This window comes from Microbulbifer sp. NBRC 101763 (genome assembly GCF_040371615.1).
Taxonomy (GTDB): Bacteria; Pseudomonadota; Gammaproteobacteria; order Pseudomonadales; family Cellvibrionaceae; genus Microbulbifer; species Microbulbifer variabilis.
The window spans coordinates 85,269-108,013 of record NZ_BAABQV010000001.1; the positions used below are offsets into that span (position 1 = coordinate 85,269).

Annotated in this window: 20 protein-coding genes; 13 read left to right on the forward strand and 7 right to left on the reverse strand. The window is 46.9% G+C overall.

Translation table 11 applies throughout. The annotated features are described in order from the left end of the window. The first annotated feature begins 79 nt into the window (after positions 1-79). From ABWV76_RS00455 to ABWV76_RS00465, 3 genes are all read left to right on the forward strand, one after another. On the forward strand, positions 80-424 hold the full coding sequence (locus ABWV76_RS00455) for a 4a-hydroxytetrahydrobiopterin dehydratase (RefSeq protein ID WP_020411679.1): 345 nt from the start codon (positions 80-82) through the stop codon (positions 422-424). A 213-nt stretch (positions 425-637) separates the two neighbouring features. After that, positions 638-1,105 carry an OsmC family protein gene (locus ABWV76_RS00460; protein ID WP_020411680.1) on the forward strand — a complete coding sequence of 156 codons (468 nt, stop codon included), beginning with the start codon at positions 638-640 and terminating at the stop codon, positions 1,103-1,105. 47 nt (positions 1,106-1,152) lie between these two features. After that, positions 1,153-1,548: a GNAT family N-acetyltransferase gene (locus ABWV76_RS00465; protein WP_353374941.1), complete on the forward strand. Its 396-nt coding sequence runs from the start codon at positions 1,153-1,155 to the stop codon at positions 1,546-1,548. Positions 1,549-1,667: 119 nt separating this feature from the next. Here the strand turns inward: ABWV76_RS00465 and ABWV76_RS00470 are convergent, their stop codons facing one another. The 3 genes from ABWV76_RS00470 to ABWV76_RS00480 form a co-directional block, all read right to left on the reverse strand. Next, entirely contained in the window at positions 1,668-2,732 is a 1,065-nt protein-coding gene (locus tag ABWV76_RS00470; protein WP_353374942.1) for a linear amide C-N hydrolase, read from the reverse strand. Positions 2,733-4,707: 1,975 nt separating this feature from the next. After that, positions 4,708-5,211, reverse strand: coding sequence for a thermonuclease family protein (locus tag ABWV76_RS00475; RefSeq protein WP_353374943.1), 504 nt, complete (start codon positions 5,209-5,211; stop codon positions 4,708-4,710). 261 nt (positions 5,212-5,472) lie between these two features. Continuing rightward, complete coding sequence (locus ABWV76_RS00480; protein WP_353374944.1) at positions 5,473-6,234, reverse strand: TlyA family RNA methyltransferase; 762 nt, start codon at positions 6,232-6,234, stop codon at positions 5,473-5,475. Positions 6,235-6,360: 126 nt separating this feature from the next. On the opposite strand from ABWV76_RS00480, the gene nhaA reads away from it, so the two are divergent. The 5 genes from nhaA (at position 6,361) to ABWV76_RS00505 (ending at position 11,042) form a co-directional block, all read left to right on the forward strand. Beyond that, on the forward strand, positions 6,361-7,821 hold the full coding sequence (nhaA, locus tag ABWV76_RS00485) for a Na+/H+ antiporter NhaA (RefSeq protein ID WP_353374945.1): 1,461 nt from the start codon (positions 6,361-6,363) through the stop codon (positions 7,819-7,821). A 114-nt stretch (positions 7,822-7,935) separates the two neighbouring features. Continuing rightward, positions 7,936-9,309, forward strand: a complete 1,374-nt coding sequence (locus ABWV76_RS00490; RefSeq protein ID WP_353374946.1) for a hypothetical protein — start codon at positions 7,936-7,938, stop codon at positions 9,307-9,309. A 24-nt stretch (positions 9,310-9,333) separates the two neighbouring features. Beyond that, the gene (locus ABWV76_RS00495; RefSeq protein ID WP_020411688.1) at positions 9,334-9,699 is read left to right on the forward strand and encodes an MmcQ/YjbR family DNA-binding protein; all 366 of its coding nucleotides are present in this window, start codon (positions 9,334-9,336) and stop codon (positions 9,697-9,699) included. Between the two features lie 42 nt (positions 9,700-9,741). After that, on the forward strand, positions 9,742-10,596 hold the full coding sequence (gene trxA, locus ABWV76_RS00500; RefSeq protein WP_353374947.1) for a thioredoxin: 855 nt from the start codon (positions 9,742-9,744) through the stop codon (positions 10,594-10,596). Positions 10,597-10,679: 83 nt separating this feature from the next. Continuing rightward, positions 10,680-11,042, forward strand: coding sequence for a YqfO family protein (locus ABWV76_RS00505; RefSeq protein WP_353374948.1), 363 nt, complete (start codon positions 10,680-10,682; stop codon positions 11,040-11,042). 3 nt (positions 11,043-11,045) lie between these two features. On the opposite strand, the gene ABWV76_RS00510 is transcribed toward ABWV76_RS00505, so the two are convergent. Then, entirely contained in the window at positions 11,046-11,579 is a 534-nt protein-coding gene (locus ABWV76_RS00510) for a DUF4124 domain-containing protein (RefSeq protein ID WP_353374949.1), read from the reverse strand. A 100-nt stretch (positions 11,580-11,679) separates the two neighbouring features. Next, complete coding sequence (locus ABWV76_RS00515) at positions 11,680-12,225, reverse strand: NUDIX hydrolase (RefSeq protein ID WP_020411692.1); 546 nt, start codon at positions 12,223-12,225, stop codon at positions 11,680-11,682. 103 nt (positions 12,226-12,328) lie between these two features. Here ABWV76_RS00515 and ABWV76_RS00520 point away from each other — a divergent pair, with 103 nt between their 5' ends. The 4 genes from ABWV76_RS00520 (at position 12,329) to ABWV76_RS00535 (ending at position 19,652) form a co-directional block, all read left to right on the forward strand. Next, positions 12,329-13,606 carry an efflux RND transporter periplasmic adaptor subunit gene (locus tag ABWV76_RS00520; RefSeq protein WP_353374950.1) on the forward strand — a complete coding sequence of 426 codons (1,278 nt, stop codon included), beginning with the start codon at positions 12,329-12,331 and terminating at the stop codon, positions 13,604-13,606. Positions 13,607-13,638: 32 nt separating this feature from the next. Next, positions 13,639-16,797, forward strand: coding sequence for an efflux RND transporter permease subunit (locus ABWV76_RS00525; protein WP_020411694.1), 3,159 nt, complete (start codon positions 13,639-13,641; stop codon positions 16,795-16,797). Positions 16,798-16,924: 127 nt separating this feature from the next. Further along, entirely contained in the window at positions 16,925-17,536 is a 612-nt protein-coding gene (locus tag ABWV76_RS00530; RefSeq protein ID WP_020411695.1) for an NUDIX hydrolase, read from the forward strand. 1,075 nt (positions 17,537-18,611) lie between these two features. Then, positions 18,612-19,652: a helix-turn-helix transcriptional regulator gene (locus ABWV76_RS00535; RefSeq protein ID WP_353374951.1), complete on the forward strand. Its 1,041-nt coding sequence runs from the start codon at positions 18,612-18,614 to the stop codon at positions 19,650-19,652. Between the two features lie 116 nt (positions 19,653-19,768). On the opposite strand, the gene ABWV76_RS00540 is transcribed toward ABWV76_RS00535, so the two are convergent. Continuing rightward, the gene (locus ABWV76_RS00540) at positions 19,769-20,761 is read right to left on the reverse strand and encodes a right-handed parallel beta-helix repeat-containing protein (RefSeq protein ID WP_282951271.1); all 993 of its coding nucleotides are present in this window, start codon (positions 20,759-20,761) and stop codon (positions 19,769-19,771) included. Between the two features lie 253 nt (positions 20,762-21,014). Then, positions 21,015-21,515, reverse strand: a complete 501-nt coding sequence (locus tag ABWV76_RS00545; RefSeq protein WP_353374952.1) for a nuclear transport factor 2 family protein — start codon at positions 21,513-21,515, stop codon at positions 21,015-21,017. Positions 21,516-21,940: 425 nt separating this feature from the next. On the opposite strand from ABWV76_RS00545, the gene ABWV76_RS00550 reads away from it, so the two are divergent. Further along, positions 21,941-22,504, forward strand: a complete 564-nt coding sequence (locus tag ABWV76_RS00550; protein WP_020411699.1) for a hypothetical protein — start codon at positions 21,941-21,943, stop codon at positions 22,502-22,504. Positions 22,505-22,745 lie beyond the last annotated feature (241 nt).

Below are 22,745 nucleotides of genomic sequence, written 5' to 3' on the forward strand. Positions count from 1 at the left end.
TTGTTTCGTTGGGGAGCCCCGGTTAGAGTGGAGCCCACGCTAAATAGCCGATAATAAACAAGGTGTTGAGGACTCATTTATGACCGAACTCGCCCAACAACAATGTGAAGCCTGCCGAGCAGATGCGCCCCTGGTCAGTGATAACGAACTTCCTGGATTGCTGCGTCAGATCCCGGATTGGACCCCAATGACCCGAGAGGGCATCATGCAACTGGAGCGCGTGTTTAAGTTCCGTAACTTCAAGCAGGCTCTGGCGTTTACTAACCGTGTTGGTGCTATTGCGGAAGAGGTGGGGCACCACCCCGCGTTGCTTACCGAATGGGGTAAGGTTACTGTGACTTGGTGGAGTCATGAGGCTAAGGGCCTGCACAAGAATGACTTTATTATGGCTGCACGTACTGACCAGCAATTGGATGCTGAGTGATAGCACCTCTGGGGCCGCTCTGCGGCCTCTGTCCCTAAGTGCCCGGCCCTGACCCCAGGTTGGAAATGATCACCGAAGATACCTGCCAACTGGCTGCCCTCTCTGGAAGTCCCCGAGTAAGCCCGTAGATTTCAGACAATCAGTCAAAATAGCAGAGAAAGACTCTATCTGTAAGAACAGAAATTGTGTGCCCTGGATAAAAGGAGAGAGATTTTGTCTGAGTACACTTCCACAGTAGTCTGGCAGCGCAACGACCAGATTTTTACCGATAATCAATACAGTCGCGCTCATATCTGGCAATTTGATGGTGGCCTGTCCGTCCCGGCTTCCTCCTCCCCTCATGTGGTTCCCATTCCATATTCGGTTGCAGAGAATGTTGATCCGGAAGAAGCTTTTGTCGCTGCACTTTCCAGTTGCCATATGCTGTTCTTCCTGGCCATTGCTGCCAAGCGAGGTTTTGTGGTGGATGAGTATCGTGATGAAGCAGTTGGTCTAATGGATACGAATAAGGAGGGCAAATTGGCAATGACCAAGGTTACTCTGCGCCCCCTGGTGCGTTTTTTTGGAAATAAGAAGCCCAGTAGGGAGCAGCTGGAAAAAATCCATCATCTTTCACATAAACAGTGTTTTATTGCCAATTCTGTTAACTCGGAAATAGTTACAGAAATTCGCGAGGATTAGCTGACCTATTAAGTGTTGTGATTTATTAAGGGGTATTTAAGATATTTATGTATACAGTGGTAGAGAACGTGGTTCCCGTTGAAGGCTTTCTTCGTTTGAGGGAAGTTGCTGGACTTACCCCGAGAACCAGAGCGGCTGCGGAAAAAGGCTTGCCCAATAGCCTGTATGGCATCCACATCAAAATAGGCTCACAGACTATTGCTATGGGGCGGGTAGTAGGGGATGGAGCCCTGAATTTTGAAATTGTTGATGTTGCTGTCGATCCAAAGTACCAGGGGCAAGGTTTAGGGCGCTTGGTGATGAGGTATATGATGTCTTATTTGGATCGGGAGGCCATGCCTTCAGCTTATATTACTCTTATGGCGGATGTACCGGAGCTATACGAGAAGTTTGGATTTAAGCTAAGCAGCCCTGAAAGTGAGGGGATGTACATGTTGAAGTAGATTTACATCAAAGTATGTAAAATCTTGGCTGTAATTAAGACCATATGGAATGTCGGACCGAGTGTTTGATATTAAATGGTGTTTTCGGGTTAACTTGTACATCTTGTATTTCTTTCTGTTTATTTTTTTAGTGGCTGAAATACTTTCGTGATATCTCCAACCAATTGGGGGTTCTTTGGGTCGGCAACCCGCTTTCCTGTGCCTTTTGAAAAATCAATTCCATGTAAATCTACCCAAACAATATTTGGATTTTTAACCCAGTTGAAATAGTAAATTCGGCGTTTTAAATCAATCACCGAAAGCCACCAAGTGGGGTAAGTAGCTGGTTCTTCAGGCCCTTCTTCCTGATTGGGGCGACTGTAAGGTGCGCCAAAAGGAACGGCCACAGTGCGAATAGCACTTAGGAGGTAAGCGACTGCCTGAATATCATTGGCAGGTTTTGGTAGATTGTGTTGATAGTAAGATAATCTAACAAAACGGTCAGCGCCATCAATCCCTCCTGGAACAGATTTAAGTCCTCCAAAGCCTTGGTAAAAAGGCAGGTTTTGAAGCTGCCATCCATAAGGTGGGTCATTTGTCATAACCGAAAATTTCCTACCGTGATGTACAACTAATTTACCATCGATTATTTCGAAGATAGCTGAATCACCGCTTGGGTCCTCTATTGCCATATGTGCACCAAGTACTTCGCCACCAACTTTCACTGGCGATATGCGTATATTTTTCATCCCGATGACAGCATCTGCGACTGTAGCATGGTTATCGAGAATAAAACGCAGCCAGCGCATATAGGATACCCCTGGCGTATTATTTGGTTTGGCGTAGCCGGTTGCTCCAAGATATAGAATATGTGCCGTTAGACCTTTTTCGTTAATTCCGTCGGTAGCACCGTCATTATTTGAGAAGCCATATTGGCGGGCATAGGGAATAATACTTTGTACAACACTTCCATATTTTGAAGTCCATTTGGCGGGGTTATGGCCATCCTCACCAATCATCTTCATGCCTCGAGGATTTATATAAAGAATATCCTCAAAAGAATGTCCCCAATCCATTGATCTGGCGGCAAAAACACCTTGCTCGGTATTCCAGGCAACCCGGGAGCATGCATAGAGTTTGAATGGCCAAAAAAGTAGAAGCAGTGAGATAATCAGTAGCACTCTTCTTATAGTTACCTTGATCATTGCACGACTCGCCTTTTTGGCGTGGATGAAAGATAAGTAGTTTAGCTTCTTTCTTATGAGCTCTAATATGCACTGACTAACCTTGGCGGATATCTACTCCTAGTCTTTGTTTAGTTAGGCGAAGTACCGGGAGCGAGTGAGATTTTTATTTAATGAGGTTGGCTGGAAAAGTCTTGGCTGAATTGTCATTTAGTATAAATTAGTCGAAGTCAATGTTTTAAATGATAAGGGTATAGGTATTAGCATTAAAGAAATTTATCTTGCTAGTTTAAGATAGTAGTCTTTATGTTTTTTGTAGCTTTATTTATATTGGCGGGGGATATGGAACCTTATTTGATGTAGCCCCGAATAAACAAATACTCGATAATTTGGCTGGAATCTATGACAACATTAAAATGGCTAATGGGCAGTTTTTGGTGCAGGGGAAAAGGTTGCAGGCTTTCCTGACTCTACTGAGAGAGTGAAGACCTGGGCAAAACAGGACACATTATTGCCTTTTATAGTTGAGTCGCAGATCAGGGAAAATAGGGCCCTAATAGTTAACAAAAGTAATATTATCGATAAGTACGACGTAGTAATGGATAAGCGAATCGATTCCACCATGTTTATACTTTCGGCAGCAATGGTTGCCATGGAATTGGTTGTCCTTTCTGGGCTAGGTGAATCCTACTATCCTGATTAGAGTAGTCAGATGCTTCATGGCAATTAAGGCGTTTTTTTAGAGTGAGGGATAAATGGGTGAGGGTCAATTATTTAATTGACCTACTTGCATTTTTTAGTGTAGGCGTTGATTCTAACGAAATTACGCTAAATAAGCACAAAGTAATTACCTTGGAAGTTTTGAATGAGGAGCGGGAGTGCTGGGTACCTCCACTCACTTCCTATCGGAAAGGTGAATTGAAAAAATATCCAGTTCTTTAGTTTCTTGATGTAGATTTAAATAGCTTCTTTCCTATTTTACTGGCACGGTTAAACAAATGGCCTCTGATACTACTCCAATTATTCCTGGAATGATTCTTGTTGGAATTATAAGCCAGGAATGAGTAAGAGATAGCTCACCAAATAGGCTGCAGATTAACTATGTTGGATATCGAAATGGAGCATTAGGTATTACTGAGATTAATGAAGGTTGTCCGACTTCAGGATGGCAAGTCCTAGCAGGTTGTTTATTTGCAAGGTTTTAAGCTATCTATCATTTTTATTCATTCCCCAAGACTTTTAATGTTTACTCTGCGATTGTTCCCGGTATATGGTAGGGCGATCAGGTTTTACTGAAGAAATGTACCGATTTTGTATGAAGTGAGCCACTTGATAAATACAAGTTATGTATAGCTACATCTCAATGAATAAGTATGTATTTCTCAAGGGAAATCATGTCTCAGAATTTATTGGTCTGTATGTTGATTCTGTGATATATGGTTTATAAGAAAAGTATTCCACGATGTCCGTTATTGGTTTCTATAGCGAATTAAGACCTGTTTAAAGGTTATATGATTGACAGTCAGGCCAGGTTTTTTTGGTGAGCAATATTGACAGATATTTGAGAATGTATGAAAGTGCTTTGTGGAAATTTTTTCCTAATGGGGGATGTTATCAATTTTTATTGTTATAGTCGGTTATGCAATAAGTGGTTCTGGGGTGATGTTGATAGGGCAATATAGTTCCTTAAGTTGAATGCTGAATACTCAGAAACTTACAAAGTGTTGAGTAGCTTGGCTGAAGCCTATATAGTCAAAGGAGATATGAAGTAGGCTTTAGGGTACTATGGAAAGCCCCGTCATTTAATTTTGAGAATTAGCCCGCAAGAATTAGAATAGCTGAAGCAAAGGTTGAGCAATTCTTGTTCCAAAAATTTCAAATGTAGAGTTATATAAAATTTATAGTTTTAGCGGCCTGGTAGAGAATCTATTAAATTCTTCAGGCCGCTTTATTAAGTGTTGTGAAATTTAGTTAGCGTTGATAATTTTATAGTGAGTCAATCATCTAGAATTAAATTATTTTCCGGATTGTAATAGCAAAAAGCGTGATCCAGGCTCTTGCGAAAGCAGTAGGGGTCTTTTGCTTCTGCTTCTTCCCACAATCCTAGATTGGAGTAGTATGCAAACTCTTGCTCAATCTCGAATTTATCCCCGCAATAGTAGACATAATTCCAAGCGGCTCCTCTTGCGACCATTTCTTGATTGATGTTGTACCCATTTACAAACAGATAGCCAGTTTCTCTGCCGTACTGATCTCTCCCTGTAGATTGGAAATCCACAGAGCCAAATGACAATAAATAATTCAGGGTTTGAGTAGCCTCTGGGCCATACGTTTGCGTACTGGGATAGGTTTCTGGTGCATCAATACATTGAAGGCGTATCTCAACATATTCACCAGAAATATATCCGTGAACTGTGTCACCATCTATTATCCTGTAGTTAGTCAGTGGAGCTGCTTGCAATGAACTGGAGAATGCACACAACAAGATTAATCGTTTCATTGGAGTTATCCGGGCCGTTGTTTTATGTGCGCAGGATAGGGAGCATTTATTACGTGTTCATTTATAAATTGTGATAGTAATAAATAGTTTTTATTAAAGGAGGGAGTGTTTTTAGAGGAATATAGAGATATTCCTTAACTCTAAATGGTAAGTATCTAAGATCTATTTGGAAATTTTAATTTTTAAACGAAATTGTCAAGGCCCTCAAAATATGATGGCCCTGGCGTAAAGTAATATTAAACTTTTTTCAGTTCTCTTCGCTCATATTTCCCTATGTACTGCCCAAAGTAAGAATTCCCGGTTGCCATCGCCACCTTTAATTGGACTGTCAATGTATTCTTTGATCTCAAGTCCTAGTTCATCACATAAATGTGTGATTCTCTGGCGCACCTGTGGGTAGAGATTTGTATTGCGCACCAAGCCCCCTTTACCAATACCTTCGGGACCAACTTCAAATTGTGGTTTTACCAGGGTCAACAATTGGCCTTTTGGTTTTAAAAGAGTGGGTAGCTGCGGCAGTATTAATGTTTGGGAAATAAAGGATACGTCCATAACGATGGTATCAAACCCGTCGTCCCCATAGGGAGCTATCTGAGAGGCTTTCAGGTGGCGAGCATTAATACCCTCAAACAGGTGCATACGTGGGTCCACCAGGAGTTTATGTGCCAACTGGCCCTGACCAACATCTATTCCTACGACAGATTTTGCGCCTTTCTGCAACAGACAGTCGCTGAATCCGCCGGTGGAACAGCCGATATCCAAGGCGTGCCACCCCTTTGGGTTTAAGCCTGTGTGATCGAGAATGGCTGCCAGCTTTAATCCGGCACGGGAGACATACTGATCTTCCGGTAACGGTGTGACATTAAGGGAACAATCGTCACTGACTAATTGCCCGGCTTTGCGTGCTAGTTCCAGGGGGCCGCCTTCAGATAGCATGACCCTGCCGGTATCAACCAGCTTTTTGGCGTGAGTGCGGGAATTGGCGAGTTTTCTCTTTACGAGCAATTGGTCCAATCGGGTCATCTTCTGCAATGCAATCCTGTCAATATGGTTAAGAATACAGTGGCCATGCTAACCTCTGGCTCCCGTAGGTAGAAGTGCGGCCCTCGTTTTTGTAGGGCTAGTCTTTAGGTAGGAGGACGTCAGTCGATGGCAAAAAGCGTTTTGGATAAGTTCAAGATTCGTAAAGGAAAGGTATTTGAAGCGCCTTTAGAAGGGGCCTTTGGGCGCCTGGTGACACCTTTCGAAGAATTTATCCATCGACAAAGCAGCAGCGGCATTTTACTGATGCTTTCTGCGCTGGCTGCACTGATTATTGCCAACTCCCCCCTGGAAGACGCGTACAAACACCTGCTGCATATGCCTATCAGCCTTAGTGCAGGGGAGTGGGAGTTTTCTCTTTCCCTTCATCACTGGATTAATGATGGCCTGATGGCAATCTTCTTTTTTCTGGTAGGCCTGGAATTGAAGCGCGAATTTATGGTGGGCGAGCTTTCCGACTTGCGCCAAGCGGTATTGCCGGTAATGGCAGCCATTGGTGGCATGGTGGTTCCGGCCCTGATCTACGGCGCCTTTAATTCTGGCGGTGAGGCAGAGCGTGGCTGGGGTATCCCTATGGCTACAGATATTGCCTTTGCAGTGGGGTGTATTGCGTTACTGGGTAACAGGGTGCCCCGGGCGGTAGTAACCTTCCTGGTGGCCTTGGCCATTGTGGATGACCTGGGTGCCATCCTGGTAATAGCAATCTGGTATACCGAACAGGTAAACCTGACTGCGCTGATTGCTTCGGGTTGCCTGGTGGTGATTATGTGGCTGTTAAAGGCTGCCGGTGTGCGCCGCTCCCCAGCTTATGTTTTTGTTGGGGTCTTGTTGTGGTATGAACTCTACCTGGCCGGTGTTCACGCAACCATTGCCGGCGTTATTACCGCTATGGCATTGCCTGCCAAACCTAAATATGACCCGGTGGCGTTCAGTACTTTTGTAAAAGATATTATTCGCAGCTTTGATCGCTGCTTCCGCCCGGGAGACAAGATTATTGCCAATGATGCTTTGCGTGCTCGAGTCATGGCTCTGGGTAATGGTGTGAACCTGGCACAGTCTCCCCTGCAGCGCATGGAAACCCGGTTGCATACCCCGGTGGGCTTCCTGGTAATCCCCATCTTTGCCCTGGCCAATGCGGGTATTCCGTTCGACAGCTTTACCAGCACTACTGCGGTGATTAACCCTGTTACTTTGGGGGTTATTGCCGGCTTGGTGATCGGTAAGTTGGTGGGTATCGTGGGTGCTACGTGGATTGGCTGGAAGTTGGGGTGGGGCAAGCTGCCTAAATCGGCGAACTTCCAACATATTGTTGGGGTGGCATTACTAGGCGGTATCGGCTTTACCATGTCGATATTTATTGCCGAGCTGGCGTTTAGCACCCAGGCGGATCTGTTGATTCAGGCCAAGGCGGGCATTCTGTTAGCCTCTGTGATCGCCGGTATCGCTGGTTTTCTGGTGTTGCGTAGTGCACCTGTGTCAGAAGAATTTGAAGGTGTGCACCTGGAGGTAGAAGGCGAGGAGGGCCTCGGGGAGAGTGCAGCGGACGAGCACCCTGGAAAACATAGCTAAGTTCCTGTCGTCATTTTGATTGTGGGCCCCTGCCTTGTGGGGCTGCGGTTCCCACCAGAGACAATTCATCACACAATCAATATCGGTATTAAATGAGTCGAGCGAGAAATAATAATGATGCAAGCGATTAAAGCGGTGGGTCTGTTGCCGATGCTAGCTGTACCACTGTTTTTGGGTGCATGTGAAGGAAAAAAAGCCAGTGAGACCCATACGGCAATACCACCGAAGGTTATTGAGGCAAAACAGGCTATGGAAGAAGCGAAGGGCGATTTATCTATTGACGATGTGGCAAGGGCGTATGTTTCCCTGGTACTGGAGCTGGGTAATCATGACAAGAGCTATGTGGATGCTTTTTACGGCCCAGCCGAGTGGCGTGAGCAGGCACAGCAAAGTAGCGCGAGCACGGCAGAAATTGCCCAGCGTGGGGAGGCGCTACTTGAACGGTTACCGGTCGGTAGAGAAGCAGATGGTTCTATGGGTGGCCTTCGTCTTCACTACCTGAAAACCCAATTGGGGGCTTTGGTGGCCCACGCTAAGCGCCTTTCCGGTGAAAGCGAACGCAACTTCGCCCAGGAGGCCCGCGAGCTGTATGACACCCAGCCACCTAAGCAGGACTTTGCCAGGTTTGAGCCCCTGCTTACGGAGTTGGAAGAGTTGCTACCGGGTGACCAGCCACTGAGTGAACGGGTACAGGCATTTCGCAGTAATTTTGAGATTCCCGCAGACAAGCTTGAGGCGGTATTCGATGCGTCAATTAGAGAGTGTCGTCTGCGTACCAAGCAGTACATTCCGTTGCCGGACAATGAGAACTTTGTACTGGAGTATGTCAGCGACAAGCCCTGGAGCGGTTACAACTGGTACCAGGGGGGCTCCCACAGTTTAATCCAGGTGAATGGTGGTCTGCCGATCACTATTGATCGCGCTATAGATCTGGGGTGCCATGAGGGTTATCCCGGTCATCACACCTACAATGCGCTGCTGGAGCAGTCCCTGGTGAAAGAGCGCGGCTGGGTGGAATACAGTGTTTACCCTCTGTTCAGCCCTCAATCTCTTATTGCCGAGGGCAGTGCTAACTATGGTATTGAGCTGGCCTTTCCTGGTGAGGAAAAGACCCGCTTTGAGATGGAAGTACTCTACCCCCTGGCCGGGCTGAATCCGCAGAATGCTATAAAGTACGATCGCGTTATGGCGCTAGTGGATAAGTTGAGCTTTGCCGGTAATGAGATCGCGCGCCAATATATTGATGGGGAAATCGAAGGTGATGATGTGCCGGCGCTATTTGAGAAGTACACCCTGATGAGCCCGGCCAAAGCCAAGCAAAGAAAGGACTTTGTGGATGCCTATGGCGCTTATGTCATTAATTATAACTGGGGGAAAAAGCTGGTGGCGGATTATGTAGAGCGCGGTACTGATAACACCGATGAGCGCTGGCACCGTTTTGCCAAACTGCTGTCCTCACCGCGCCTGCCGTCTTCACTGGATTGGTAGGGTTTTATTATGTTGAGAGTGGCGATGAGGAATTATCTGCTATCTCGCCCTGAGGCTATTGAGGATTTTCCCTTTGGTCCAGATGTGGCGGTATACAAGATCAAGGGGCGAATGTTTGCTACCCTCAGCCGTTACCGTGGAGTGGATGCCTCCAATCTGAAGTGTGACCCGGATGAGGCTCAGGCCTTGAGGGATATCTTCCCCGGCGTGCTGCCGGGGTACCACATGAACAAGAAGCACTGGAATACGGTGTTGCTGGATGGCACAGTGCCAGATTATGAGATTGAGCGGATGGCAGATCGATCCTATGGATTGGTAGTAAAAGGCCTGCGCAAGATAGAGCGGCAGTCCCTTGAATTGGCCTATGGCGCCGATATCCTATACCGCTAACAGTACAACAAACCAATACGCAGACGTGACTCAGGAGAGTTTGTGAACGAATTTATTGTCGATGTAACGGCAGAAAACGCCCAGCAAGTATTGATTGAAGAATCCATGAAGCGCCCGGTACTGGTGGATTTCTGGGCGGACTGGTGTGAACCCTGTAAGCAGTTAATGCCAGTATTGGAAAAACTGGCTAACGAGTACGCTGGTCAGTTCCTGCTGGCCAAAGTGAACGCGGATACCGAGCAGATGATTGCCGGCCAGCTGGGAGTACGCAGCCTGCCTACGGTGATGTTATTGAAAGATGGTCAACCGGTGGATGGCTTTGCGGGCGTGCAGCCGGAAGCTCAGATCCGCGAAATACTGGACAAATATCTGCCCAAGCCCTGGGATATAAAGTTGCAGCAGGCCCAAGCACTTATTGGTGAGGGTAAGGTGGATGAGGCTTTACCTCTGTTGCGCCAAGCTTACACTGAGTCCTCAGAGCGGGCAGATATTGCCAAGCAGCTGGCAGCAGTATTACTAGACCAGAATCGCGCCCAAGAAGCGGAAACTGTGCTGGGCAAAATCCTGCTTGCAGATCAAGATGCAGAGTACCAGCAATTGATGGCCCAGCTGGAATTGAAGCTGCAGGCCGCGGATACTCCGGAAATCCAGGCATTGCAGAAGGCGCTGGAACAGAATCCCCAGGACTATGACTCCGCCTACCAGTTGGCGGTACAGTACAGCCAGGCGAACCGTCACCAGGAAGCCCTGGAGCTATTACTGGATATACTTCGCAAGGATATGAACTTTGCCGATGGCGCAGCCAAGCAGGCATTCCTGGATATTGTAAAAAGCCTCGGTACTGGAGACCCTGTTGCCACCCAATACCAGCGCAAACTGATGACAATGATGTTTTAAATTATTATGAATTGATGCTGGGCTTTGCCGTACGAAAGAGGCCTTAAGGGCCTCTTTTTTATGCCCCACTATGAGCTGTTGCTATGTATAAGTTTTGTATTTATATTCCCGAATCCCATCTCGAAGAGGTGAAGCAGGCCCTTTTTGCTGCTGGTGCGGGGCGCATTGGTGATTACGATCATTGTTGCTGGCAAGTGCTGGGTACTGGCCAGTTCCGTCCATTACCAGGTAGCCAGCCATTTATTGGTGAATCCGGGGAGGTGGAGCAGGTATCAGAGTATCGCGTGGAAATGGTATGTGCGGATGAACATGTCGATGCCACACTGCAGGCACTTTATGGTGCCCACCCCTATGAAGAGCCTGCTTTTGACCTGTGGCGCCTGGATGATCGTTGTAATATAGCTAGTAAGCAAAGGCAGGAGACAAGAGAGTTTCCCACCGCTTAGATTCTAGAGGTTGTCTAAGGCTTGTTGGCGCTGCAGGCTTTTCTCTTGCAACGCTTGCACTTCTTTAAGAAGTTGGGAAATCCGGCTATCGGCTCCAGCGCTCTCCTGCGGGGGAGTCGCTTGGGCATGCGGAGGCTCCTCATTGGCAGAGACCTGAGTGCCTGGTACTGTGTTGATGGGCTTTACCCGGTGGATACGTATTGAGGTATCCAGCCCTTCAGGCACTGAGTCAGAGAAGTGCCAGTTTCCCTCTCTATCCTGCCAAGTGAAGACTTCAGTGGCGGGTGTTTCACTTTGAACTGGGGATATCAATCCACTGGACTTCACAAAGCTTTCCAGTTGCTTTGCAGATTGCTGTGAAGTGGAAGTGACTGTGTGCAGTGCACGTTGCCCTTGGTAGCGCACATTGTCTATTGTCTTCTGGTCCGGCAACCAGTCACTGGGAGACATTATTGGTTTGCCCTCTGGGTCAGGCAGAATCATTGATAAACCTACGCCTACCAGGAGCAGGACCGCAAGCATATAGGCATATTTCATCGGAACATCCTTTTACAATCTGGTGAGGCTGTGTTTCTCCCAGGTCTTGGGGTAACAGCTAGCCTTCATTCGCCATATAAGTTTGATGTGGGTTTGCCGATTACAGTTTGAGTTTTCGTGAAATTACGCCGCGGTGCAGTTGGTATTGCCCCAGTTTGCTGTCCTCAAAGTAGTGCTCGAGAGTTTTGTGCATAATGGGAAAGGCAATTTCACGCCAGGGGATGTCCACTTCGCGAAATAATTCCACTTCCAGGGATTCCGGTCCAGGCCCAAAATTGGTATCTGTCAGCTCACCGCGGTACATCAGGTAGACCTGATTGATATGGGGGATGTCATAGACCGAGTAGAGGCCATCCACACGGATGTTGGCGCGAGCTTCTTCCCATGACTCCCGTAGGGCACCTTCTTCGCTACTCTCCCCGTTTTCCATAAAGCCTGCGGGTAAGGTCCAGAGACCCAGGCGCGGCTCAATAGCGCGTTTGCACAGCATCACCCGGTCTTCCAGGTATGGCAGTACACCGACGATAACGCGCGGATTTATGTAGTGAATGGCGCCGCAGTTGCCGCAGAGGTGGCGGGGGCGATCATCACCCTTTGGAATGGAAAACGTGACGGCACTACTGCCGCATTGGCTGCAAAATTTCATGTCGTCAGTATACCTATGCAAGATTCCAGCGTCAGCTCCCAGAATTTTGACGCCTATAGTTGTTAATAGACGTTGATGTATTTAAGGCGGTGTCTTCTCTGCCATGGCGCGTTTTTTATTTTTTTGGCTGATCCTATTTGTCTTATACGCCTGTGGTGGCAAGGGCGATGAAGAAAAAACGCCGCCACCGCCTCCAGTTGAGGTGCTCGTGGTGCGAGAGCAGCCTGTTATTCCGCGCTTTGAATTTGTCGGTAGGGTAGAAGCCACTGACGAGTACAAAGTGCGCCCCCGGGTAGAGGGGTATATTCAAAGCCGCAACTTTAAAGAAGGCGATACCGTTCAGAAAGGCCAATTGCTTTTTGAAATCGACCCACGTCCTTTTATTGCAGAGTTGGATAATCAGAGCGCTAATTTGGAGCGCACTGAGGCCTCGTTACGGGTTGCCGAGCGTAATTTCCGCCGAGGTCGCACCCTCGTAGCAACCGGTGCTATCAGCCAAGTGCAGATGGATGAACTGATGGGCACGTACGAGGAGACAAAATCCCAGGTGGATGCGGATCGCGCCAAAGTCGAAAGCGCCAGACTGGATCTATCCTACACCAAAATTTATGCGCCACTCACAGGTCGTATCGGTCGCACGGAGTTTACCGAAGGCTCCCTGGTGGGCCCTAATTCTGACCCCCTAACGACCATCGTCAAGATGGATCCAATTTATGTACTTTTCGAGGTGCCTGAAGATCAACTTTATGCTGTTCAGGTGGATGCGGAGCGACGCCGGCGAGAAGGACTGCCCCCCACCAGTTTGGATGTGCGTATAGAACTGCCGGATGGCAATTTTTACCCCTACAAAGGCAACATAGTTTTTATCGATAACCAAATAGACCCAAATACCGGATCTGTGGCGGTACGCGCCCTGTTTCCCAATCCAGGGCAGTTGCTGGTGCAGGGTCAATTTGCCCGAGTTTCCATTTTGGTATTTACCGGCAGTGAGGCATTGAAGCCATTAGTGCCACAGTCATCTGTGCTGGAGGATATGCAGGGTCGCTATGTGTTTGTACTGGGTAGAAACAATATCGCGGAAAAACGCTATTTAACCCTGGGTCAACGCGAGGGGGAACTTTGGGCGGTGAATGATGGGCTGGTTGCCGGTGAGTCGATAATCGTCAATGGCCTGCAGCGGGTTCAGGCCGGAAAACCGGTAACACCACAAAATACACCACGCAATCCCTATGATGCCGCAGCGAAGCCGGCGGAACCCACAGGAGAAGGTGGCTCACCAGCGCAGATGCAGTCAAAGGGTTCGGAGAAAGGGGAGCCTGGTAAAGGAGAGGATGAAAGTACGCTCCCGGGTTATGAGGGAGAGGCAGATGACTATAAGTAGTCCCGAAAGGGCGGGGGGCATCTAGCGGCTTTATGATCAGTGCCTTTTGTATCCGGCGGCCCCGTTTCGCTTTTGTAATATCCATACTGATCTCCCTTGCGGGGATTTTATCCCTGCCCTTATTACCAGTAGCCCAGTTCCCTGAAATTACTCCTGCGACTATTAATGTCACTACCAACTATGCAGGCGCCAGCGCGGAGGTGATGCGCGATAGTGTCGCTGTGCCAATTGAGTCACAGGTCAATGGGGTGGAAGGCATGGATTATATGTCTTCTACCAGTGGCAATGATGGCTCCTATAGCCTGACGGTCACTTTTAAATCCGGTTACGACGACGATATTGCTCAGGTAAATGTTCAGAATCGGGTAGAGCAGGCAATGCCTCAACTACCAGAGGATGTAAAACGGGATGGTGTAGTGGTTTCCAAGAAGAGTACTACGCTACTGCTTGTCGTTAATTTATTTTCGCCAGACCAGAAATTCGACGAGCTGTTCCTGGCCAACTATGCGGAAATTTACTTAAAAGATGAGCTGGCCCGTGTTTCGGGAGTGAGCAGTGTTGTTATTTTTGGTTCGCGTAATTATGCCATGCGGTTGTGGTTGGACCCCAATCGTATGGCAGCACTGGATGTTACTGCCCAGGATGTAATCAGTGCGGTGCAGGCCCAGAACGTTCAGGTAGCGGCAGGGCAGATTGGCTCGCCACCTATCCGCAAGGATCAGCAATTTCAGTACAATATTCTGGTGCAGGGACGCCTGGTTAGCCCTCAGGAATTTGAAGATATTACTATCCGCGCCAAGCCCGATGGCGCCATGGTTAAGGTTAAGGATATAGCCAGGGTCGAACTTGGGAGTCAATCCTACTCGTCCTATGGTCAGTTGGATAACGAGCCTTCGGCAGTGATGGGGGTCTATCAATTACCTGATGCAAATGCCTTGGATGTGGCTGAGGGCATTAAAGAGAAGGTGGCGCAGCTCTCTCAACGTTTCCCTGAAGGGCTCACTGCAGAAGTTCTTTATGACACCACTCTCTTTGTGGAGGCCTCGATTAAGGAAGTGGTGCAGACACTGTTTATTGCCTTGATTTTGGTAATACTGGTGGTGTTCCTGTTTTTACAGGACTGGCGCTCCACTCTGATTCCCGCTATCGCCATCCCGGTATCTCTGGTCGGTACCTTCGCTCTGATGCTGGCATTTGGTATGACCATCAATACCATCACCCTGTTTGCGCTGATCCTGGCCATTGGTATTGTGGTGGACGATGCAATTATTGTGGTGGAAAACACCCAACGCCTGATGGGGGAGGGGTTGCCTCCCAAAGAAGCGGCACTGGAATCTATGCGAGAAGTTACCGGGCCGGTGATCGCTACCACCTTGGTGTTGTTTGCCGTATTTGTGCCGGTAATGTTGATGCCGGGTATTACCGGAAAAATGTATCAACAATTTGCCATTACTATTTCTATGGCGGTGGCTATTTCCTCATTAAATGCGCTTACGCTGAGCCCGGCACTGTGTGCCAGTATTCTTAAACCCGGTAAAGATGGAGAAGTTGCCGGAATTAAAGAGACCGGAGCATTTGGTTTCTTTAATAAACTGCTCCATCGCTCCACCAATTTCTATGTGGGCATGGTTAAGGCCTGTGTGAAAATTCCACTGATTGGTATCCTTTCTGTTATCGGGCTTTTTCTTTTTACCGCCTGGTTATTTACCAGTATTCCCACCGGATTTATTCCCGATGAGGACCAGGGCACTTTTATGTTGCATGTGCAGCTGCCGGATGGTTCATCCCTGGAGAGGACTGGACCAGTGGTTGATCAGGTCACGGATATTCTGTTGGAAGAGCCGGCCATGGCCCATGTGGTAGGGGTGCCGGGTTACAACCTGCTCACCAACAGTGCCTCCTCCAATACGGCCATGATGTTTGCGGTGCTGAAACCCTGGGACGAACGAACAAACGAAGAAGATCATCAGTTTGCCCTGATGGATCGCCTGCAGAAAAAACTGGCAGCGATACCCAATGCGCAGATTATGCCTTTCGCAATTCCGCCGTTACCGGGTATAGGTACCGTGGGTGGATTCGAATTTGTACTTGAGGATTTACAGGGGCGCAGTATTCTGGAACTCACCCAGGTTTTATTTGACCTGCTGGGTAACGCTAACCAGCGTCCAGAAATTGCTCAGGCCTTTACCAGCTTCCAGGCCAGCACTCCCCAACTGGAATTAAAACTGGACAAAGAAAAAGCCCATGTGCTCGGAGTGCCCCTGCCGGAAGTCTATTCCACTTTGCAGACATTTCTTGGTGGCTATTACATCAATGATTTCAATCTGTACGGCAAAGTATTCCGGGTGATTGCCCAAGCTGATGCGCAATTTCGCGATGAGGAAGAAAACCTGGCGGGCTTCTACGTGCGTGCCAATAGCGGTGGCCTGGTGCCGGTGACTTCAGTTGCCACTATCACCCCGATCGTCGCTCCGCAAACAATCACCCGCTATAACTTGTACAACAGTATCACTATCAACGGTGCCCCTTCGACCGGTTACTCCAGTGGACAGGCTATGGATGCAATGGAGGAGTTGGCCGAAAACCTGCCGGAGGGGTATGGCTATGAGTGGACAGGGATCAGTTTGCAGGAAATAACTTCGGGTAATCTGGCTCCAATCCTGTTCAGTCTGGCCATTGTGTTTGTATACCTGTTCTTGGTCGCCCAGTATGAAAGCTGGAGTATTCCGATCGCAGTGCTCTTGTGCGTGCCAATCGCTATATGCGGCGCCATGCTGGTGGTTTGGTTGGCTGGCTCTATCAACAACCTCTATACCCAGATTGGTTTGGTCTTACTTATTGGCATGGCGGCTAAAAGTGCCATCCTGATTGTGGAGTTTGCCTGTGTAGAACGGGATAAAGGGAAGTCGATTGCTGATGCGGCTCTCTCTGCCACGCGCCTGCGTTTCCGAGCGGTTCTGATGACGGCTATGTCATTTATCCTCGGAGTGATACCGTTACTGGTGGCCACTGGGGCCGGCGCTGTCAGCCGGGTTTCCCTGGGGTTGGTGGTGTTTGGTGGCATGTTGGCCGCCAGCTTGTTCGCCACCCTGCTGGTTCCGGTCTATTACGCCTTGGTGCAGACAGTGCGGGAGAAGCTAAAAGGCGGTTATACCCCGCAGACTGAACGAAGTGTTGCGGCGGAAAAGTAGGGATGTAGAGGTGTTCGAGCTTTATGCGACAAATGGATTATGTGGCAGATAGCTCGGTGTTAACGCCAGAAATGAGTATGATGAAAGTTAGGGAGTACCCAGGTCTTCTGGGGCAGGACAGTGATTTATGCTATCAACGATTGAAAAAAATATATTTCAGCAGATTGAGGAGCTTGAGGCTGGAGTTCCAATAGGGCCTGACCTGTCCGGTCACGCTGCGGTTCTGGTTGCCCTGACCGATGAGCCTGACCCACAGGTAATTCTTACCAAGCGCTCCGCCAATTTGTCCACCCATTCCGGAGAGGTCTCGCTGCCTGGGGGACGTTGGGATGCCACCGACCCGTCGTTGCAATATACCGCTTTGCGCGAGGCAGAGGAGGAAGTTGCCCTGCCGATGAATGCGGTGCGTATGCTCGGTCCCCTGTGGCCGCGTAGAACCAGGTGGCAGGTAAATGTAACCCCATGGGTGGGAGTAATCTCCCCTGATATCGAACTTTCCCCTAATCCGGGTGAGCTGGATGCCGTGTTCCGTGTTCCCCTTTCTTTTTTTATGGCTGATCCCCGTATCCGTACCGATAGAGTGACCATTGATGATCAAGCTATTTATTTGCCGGCTTATCAATACGAGAGTTATGAAATCTGGGGTTTTACTGCTGGGGTGCTTACGGAATTTCTGGTAAGAATACTGGGGGTATCAATTGGGCGTCGCGATGATGTGCCATTGCGTGCATTAAATTAGTCCTGGTTGGTGGGAATAATTTTATAATTTATTTTGGCCTGTTTTATTACTGTGTTGGGAGTTTAGCCCGGTATCAGCTCATCCTGGTTGTTCCATGCATCCAACAACAAATTTATCTGATCGCAGGGTATCCGGATCAGTAATGATAATTGGAAAAACAGGATCTTCCGGCAGGACAACTTCCCTCCCTCGCCGACATTGAAAAAGCCAGTGACCTGCTACCTTGACTAATTGATTCCGGTATTCGGCGGCTACGGCAACAGGATAACCGGATCGAGTCGCTACGATAAACATGGTAGTTGCTTTGCCCGAGGCAGATTGCCCATCTTCTGAACTTTGATGTCAGGGGGAGTATGTAATATGCCGCCCCCCACCTTGTTGCGTATCACTGTGTAGCATTTCAGTTTTTTTCTTCCCGGGGGCATAGGATTGCCGTGTTTGAAGCGACCTTCAGGCGTAAACATTGATGCTTAGCCATGTGTATCATAGCTACCTATTGTTAATGTGTGGCGAGCAAGTAGATCACTCATTGCGAACTTATCTTTGAATAATTGAAGATCATTTATTTTTATAATCGGACGCCTAAAAAAATGGACACCAATGAAAATAACCTGTGTGTCTAATTTTACTGGGATTAACTTCTATAAAGGACATAGTACAAATCAAGGAATAGTGTCGGCCTCCAAGCCAAATTGATAGAGTTCGTTTCCGAAGGAATTTTTCCGTTCACCTTTTCTTCATTTTTTGATTGCACCTGATGCTCTAACCAGCTAAATGACTATCAATAACAAAGCTGTTAGCTACCCACCTGAAAGCCTGAGAATTACAGGGTTTTCTGATCAGGGCGCCAACAGAATTACTGGTCGGGTACTGTTAGCCATAGTCAACAGTAGAATGCTGTGCCAATGAGGGGCAAGGGTTGGCCGAGTAATACCCGGGACTCGAAAAACGCGTCTTTATGAGCTCTGAGCTGGAATATGCTGTCTCAATATTCTCTATATTGGTGAGCAGTTGTTCCAAATTGGTTTATTCTTGCCTATTGCCAGCAATGAGACAGCTTAAGGATAAGCGAATCATGCGTAAGGATTTTCTAAAAGAAAAGAAAAAAAAACCGTTTATACAAAAAAGTATCAATACTGGAATTTGGCCGATAGAGGAGCGTTGGTCGCGCTGGAAGCAACATCTGGAGGAAATATTACCTTACAACTGCGAGCTAATTCTCAAGCCCCATCACTGCCAGGAGTATGAGGGGGAATTCTCTGGCACCATAAACACCCTTACTGGAGACTCTTTTGCCCGCGCAATCTTCTCTGGAAACTCTTTTCATCGCAACAATCATCATCTTAGTGATGGCTACGCAGATTACACCGTGGTGTATATACTGTCTGGTCGTGGTGCCATACAGCGTGGTAATCACTTTATTCCAATGAATTCTGGTGGGATTTATCTGGTGGACTTGGGGCAGACTATTATCCATGACTTGATACAGCAAAGTCATGTACTGCTATGTCGTATCCCTAGAAAAAAAATCGAAAAATTTCGAAAGGGCCCTGGTGATAATCAGCCTCTAGAGATTGATAGCAATAGTGGCCCAGGCCTATTACTCAGAAACTATCTTTTGCTCTTGCCAAGAGCCAGACAGCAAAGTTCTTTTGTCTCTCCCGAGACACTATTTAACCCGGTAGCGGAGTTGGCTATTGCCTGTATAGAGGAGAGCCGCGGAAAGGCGGCGGCTGAAGTGGAAACACCGCAACGCTTGAATGTGGTATTTCGCCAGACTTGTCAGCTTATCCAGAAGTACTGTTGTGATGTAGATCTTTCAGCCCAGCAGCTGGCCATATCCTTGAATATTTCCCCTTCCTATCTACACCGTGCCTTGCGTTATCACAATACATCCTACAATAGCTTATTGCGTCGTGCCAGGGTGGAGTCTGCCTCAGCACAACTGGTGGGCTCTGGGCGCAATGCAAGTATGTTGCAGGTTGCCTTAAACAGCGGTTTTAATGGCACCAGCCAGTTTTCACGGGCTTTTAAAGAGGAGATGGGGATCACGGCGTCTGAGTTCGTAAAACAAACTTTCGCTGAGAAGAATGATTTACTGGTATTGGAAGAGTAGCTTTAGAATTTGGGGATTACATCCCAGCGCTATCATAATCTTATCTTAGGTCCCTTGGAGTGCTTTAAGACGGAAGCAAGGGGGGCATCAGCCACCTTTAAGTATGTGAAATATTCCTATGGAAGAAAGCGCAGGCATGCCGGTTCAGAGGACTCAGCTGTATTGTTACCCCACTCATTGGCAAGATTAAGGCATGTTGGGTCGGCACCTGGTGAACTTAGGTCATAGTTCATATTACCCAGTGCGGTGTTTCCTCTAATGATGTTGCTCTCACTACTGGTTTCTTCTATAAGTATGCCAACAGTTTGGTTGCTATTGGCGGTATTTCCCCTAACAATATTATTGGAGCTGTCATCGGCTATTTCTATGCCTTCAGCACCATTATAATTGGCAGTGTTTTGGCTTACTGAGGCATTGTTAGTATCGATTAATATTCCATCCCCGGAATTGTGCTCAGAAGTGTTAAATGAAACTACGCCTCTGGTTCCATCCAGGTCAATACCATCATCACCACTGTATGATATGTAGTTATGTAGTACTGTTGAGTCCTCTCCATCAATTAGTATCCCTTCATCTCCGGCATATTTTATCGTATTGTGTGTAATTAAATTGTAATTTCCATTTGAGTCTATGCCATCATCACCACTATATAACGGGTTTCCAGTGATCGTATTACCTTTGATGATATTGTTGTCACTATTGATCTTTATACCGTCATCCAGGTAGTAATTTTTTATTTCCATATTCAAAATGGAGTGCGAGCCGGAGCCAGAAACAAGGATACCCCCGGGGCAGTTTTCTATAATTCCTCCGCGTACCTGCCGGCCAGTTCCCTCGATTAGTAAGCCAAACTGGTCTTCCATATCTGAATTGCCGGTGCAAGTTATTCCTCCATCCCCCTGTATTTGTAAGTTGCCGGAAGGTCCGCTGACAATTATCGCGTAAGGATTTTCTGATGTTAATTCACAGTGGAGGTTTTCAGTGAGGAAGGCTGTAGTTGTGACGGTTTCATAGCACTCTACAGCGAATGCAGGGGAGATTGAAAGCGCATTGGCTACAACTATGGTAATAGATGAAGGTATGGTATTTAAGTCTATAAGTTTCATCATAATCCCCCTTTAAGTCAAAGTTAAAGTCAATCTATAAGCTGTTGTTCTGGAGTGCTTGTTAAAGCTGAGCTTTAAACCAATTTGGTTTTTGTTGCTTAAGATGTCTTAAATGGTTTTATAAGGCTATGGTCTGGCAATTTTTGTTAATAAACAAATTATATTTTTGAGTATAAGAGGTATTTTAATTATTTTTAATTATATGGGTTGTTTTGAATCTTTGGTGGTATTTTGTGCTCGTTGCTCTTGATGACTTTTATATTATAGGTTCTCCCAATTTATCCCATGCGTCGAGTAAAATATTAATTAATTTGTTTGTATGGTGATCTGCGGTTAGCACTGAAAAATCAGGATCTTCCGGCAAGCCAAAAGCTTCAGCACGCCTGCATTGAAATAACCAGTTGTTATTGATTTTTATTAACTTGTCATCGTATTGTCCGGCCATGATGGTGCGATAGCCATGACGTGTGGCGGCGATTACGAGGGTGGTTGCTTTCCCTGTAGCGCTTTGCCCATCAGAAGAAATGGTATACAGAGGCGAGGAGGTTATATGTCGAGTTCCAAGCTGGCTGTGTATAATCAGATATTGACGCAGTTTTTCTCGCCCTCTTATCATCAGATTTCCATTCTCAAAGCGCCCATTTTCTGTAAAGAGCGATGCCCACCCCTCAGCATCATGGTTGTCGGCTGTGAGGGTGTACTGGGCCAGCAAATCTAAGATTGCTAGTTTCTCAATATTTTTCTGTAGATTATCCATCGCAGATGCCAGTTCAAAATTTATCTGTTGGGGTCAGAAGTATATCTTGGGATTAGTTGGTTATTTTTTCGTGAGTTTAATTGATTTTTTACTTGAGTAATTGCTGCTGCGTAATTTCTCGTTAAAGTGCAATTCCTATTTTTTTTGATTATCGGTTCTCGGGTTTTTGTTAAGCCTTCAAGTGGAGTATATCAGGTAGTTTCTGTTGAGCTACCAGGTATACGTTTTTAGTTTATTAAAATAAAATTGTGTTTGTTATAAATTGGATGTCTGTAATTCTGGATGTGCAACAATTCCGATGTCTTGAAGTCTAAAAGTATATGATTCTCGCTGTAACGCTATTTTTGGCGTTAAAAAAGGCTTTTCTGCCTGGTTAGGTGAAATTAATTTAATTAACTTTAATTATTAATAGAGGGGGTTTTGCTATGAGTCGTGCTACAGATATTGCTGATGATGCAGAGGTAGATGCAAATAATCACCAACAATATACTTGGGGTCCCACCGATAGAAATATTACTACCTGGGGAGGAGGTACGGGACCTCATGCCCTGTTAGGAAGTCCTGCCCAGCCTATCAACTGTTGGAGTTATCCAATACTGCTTGCAATAAGGCGCGGCTACCTCAATAGGCAAGGAGCTTTAAATCTAGTTCAGGATCTCAATCTAAAGTCACCATCACTTAAGCCCTATGCTTTTAATACTAGTGACCTGACAACCATGTGGACTGACTGGAAAGATTTTCCAGGTTCTTTGTGGCGCCCAAGAAGGGGGGACCTTGTATTTTTCCGGTCCTTTATGGGCGGATTACTAAATCACGTAGCTATATCAACTGGGAGAATACACCCAATGCTGGGTCATAGTGAGATTATTAGTTTTGGTGAAGGTAGAAGTACAGGGGGGCTCGCGACAGTAAATCGAACATCAATTGAGCTGGTTATGCAAACCCATCATACAGAGGTAAAATTTATTGCTCCTAGCTGGGATCATTAGCCTGGCTAATGTTGTTGTCTAGTATTTATACGATTGATGATTTCGTTTGAATAAATGGCGATTGAGGAACAAAATTATAAATGTTTCTTGGCTTTGAATCTGGTTAGACTATTAAATAGAGTATAAGCAGAGGTTGTTTGTTTTGAGCAAGCAACCTTTGCTTTTGTTATTCATTTTTATTTTTGAGATCTTTCTGTTGGGCGTATTCCCTTAGGTTGTTCTCAAATTTTTTTGAATGTCA

Excerpts from the sequence above, each read along its gene's own strand:
- ABWV76_RS00455 (WP_020411679.1), top strand. The coding sequence starts at position 80 with ATGACCGAACTCGCCCAACAACAATGTGAAGCCTGCCGAGCAGATGCG.
- ABWV76_RS00465 (WP_353374941.1), top strand. The coding sequence starts at position 1,153 with ATGTATACAGTGGTAGAGAACGTGGTTCCCGTTGAAGGCTTTCTTCGT.
- ABWV76_RS00470 (WP_353374942.1), bottom strand. The coding sequence starts at position 2,732 with ATGATCAAGGTAACTATAAGAAGAGTGCTACTGATTATCTCACTGCTT.
- ABWV76_RS00475 (WP_353374943.1), bottom strand. The coding sequence starts at position 5,211 with ATGAAACGATTAATCTTGTTGTGTGCATTCTCCAGTTCATTGCAAGCA.
- ABWV76_RS00480 (WP_353374944.1), bottom strand. The coding sequence starts at position 6,234 with ATGACCCGATTGGACCAATTGCTCGTAAAGAGAAAACTCGCCAATTCC.
- nhaA (WP_353374945.1), top strand. The coding sequence starts at position 6,361 with ATGGCAAAAAGCGTTTTGGATAAGTTCAAGATTCGTAAAGGAAAGGTA.
- ABWV76_RS00490 (WP_353374946.1), top strand. The coding sequence starts at position 7,936 with ATGATGCAAGCGATTAAAGCGGTGGGTCTGTTGCCGATGCTAGCTGTA.
- ABWV76_RS00495 (WP_020411688.1), top strand. The coding sequence starts at position 9,334 with ATGAGGAATTATCTGCTATCTCGCCCTGAGGCTATTGAGGATTTTCCC.
- ABWV76_RS00505 (WP_353374948.1), top strand. The coding sequence starts at position 10,680 with ATGTATAAGTTTTGTATTTATATTCCCGAATCCCATCTCGAAGAGGTG.
- ABWV76_RS00510 (WP_353374949.1), bottom strand. The coding sequence starts at position 11,579 with ATGAAATATGCCTATATGCTTGCGGTCCTGCTCCTGGTAGGCGTAGGT.
- ABWV76_RS00515 (WP_020411692.1), bottom strand. The coding sequence starts at position 12,225 with ATGAAATTTTGCAGCCAATGCGGCAGTAGTGCCGTCACGTTTTCCATT.
- ABWV76_RS00520 (WP_353374950.1), top strand. The coding sequence starts at position 12,329 with ATGGCGCGTTTTTTATTTTTTTGGCTGATCCTATTTGTCTTATACGCC.
- ABWV76_RS00525 (WP_020411694.1), top strand. The coding sequence starts at position 13,639 with ATGATCAGTGCCTTTTGTATCCGGCGGCCCCGTTTCGCTTTTGTAATA.
- ABWV76_RS00530 (WP_020411695.1), top strand. The coding sequence starts at position 16,925 with ATGCTATCAACGATTGAAAAAAATATATTTCAGCAGATTGAGGAGCTT.
- ABWV76_RS00535 (WP_353374951.1), top strand. The coding sequence starts at position 18,612 with ATGCGTAAGGATTTTCTAAAAGAAAAGAAAAAAAAACCGTTTATACAA.
- ABWV76_RS00540 (WP_282951271.1), bottom strand. The coding sequence starts at position 20,761 with ATGATGAAACTTATAGACTTAAATACCATACCTTCATCTATTACCATA.
- ABWV76_RS00545 (WP_353374952.1), bottom strand. The coding sequence starts at position 21,515 with ATGGATAATCTACAGAAAAATATTGAGAAACTAGCAATCTTAGATTTG.
- ABWV76_RS00550 (WP_020411699.1), top strand. The coding sequence starts at position 21,941 with ATGAGTCGTGCTACAGATATTGCTGATGATGCAGAGGTAGATGCAAAT.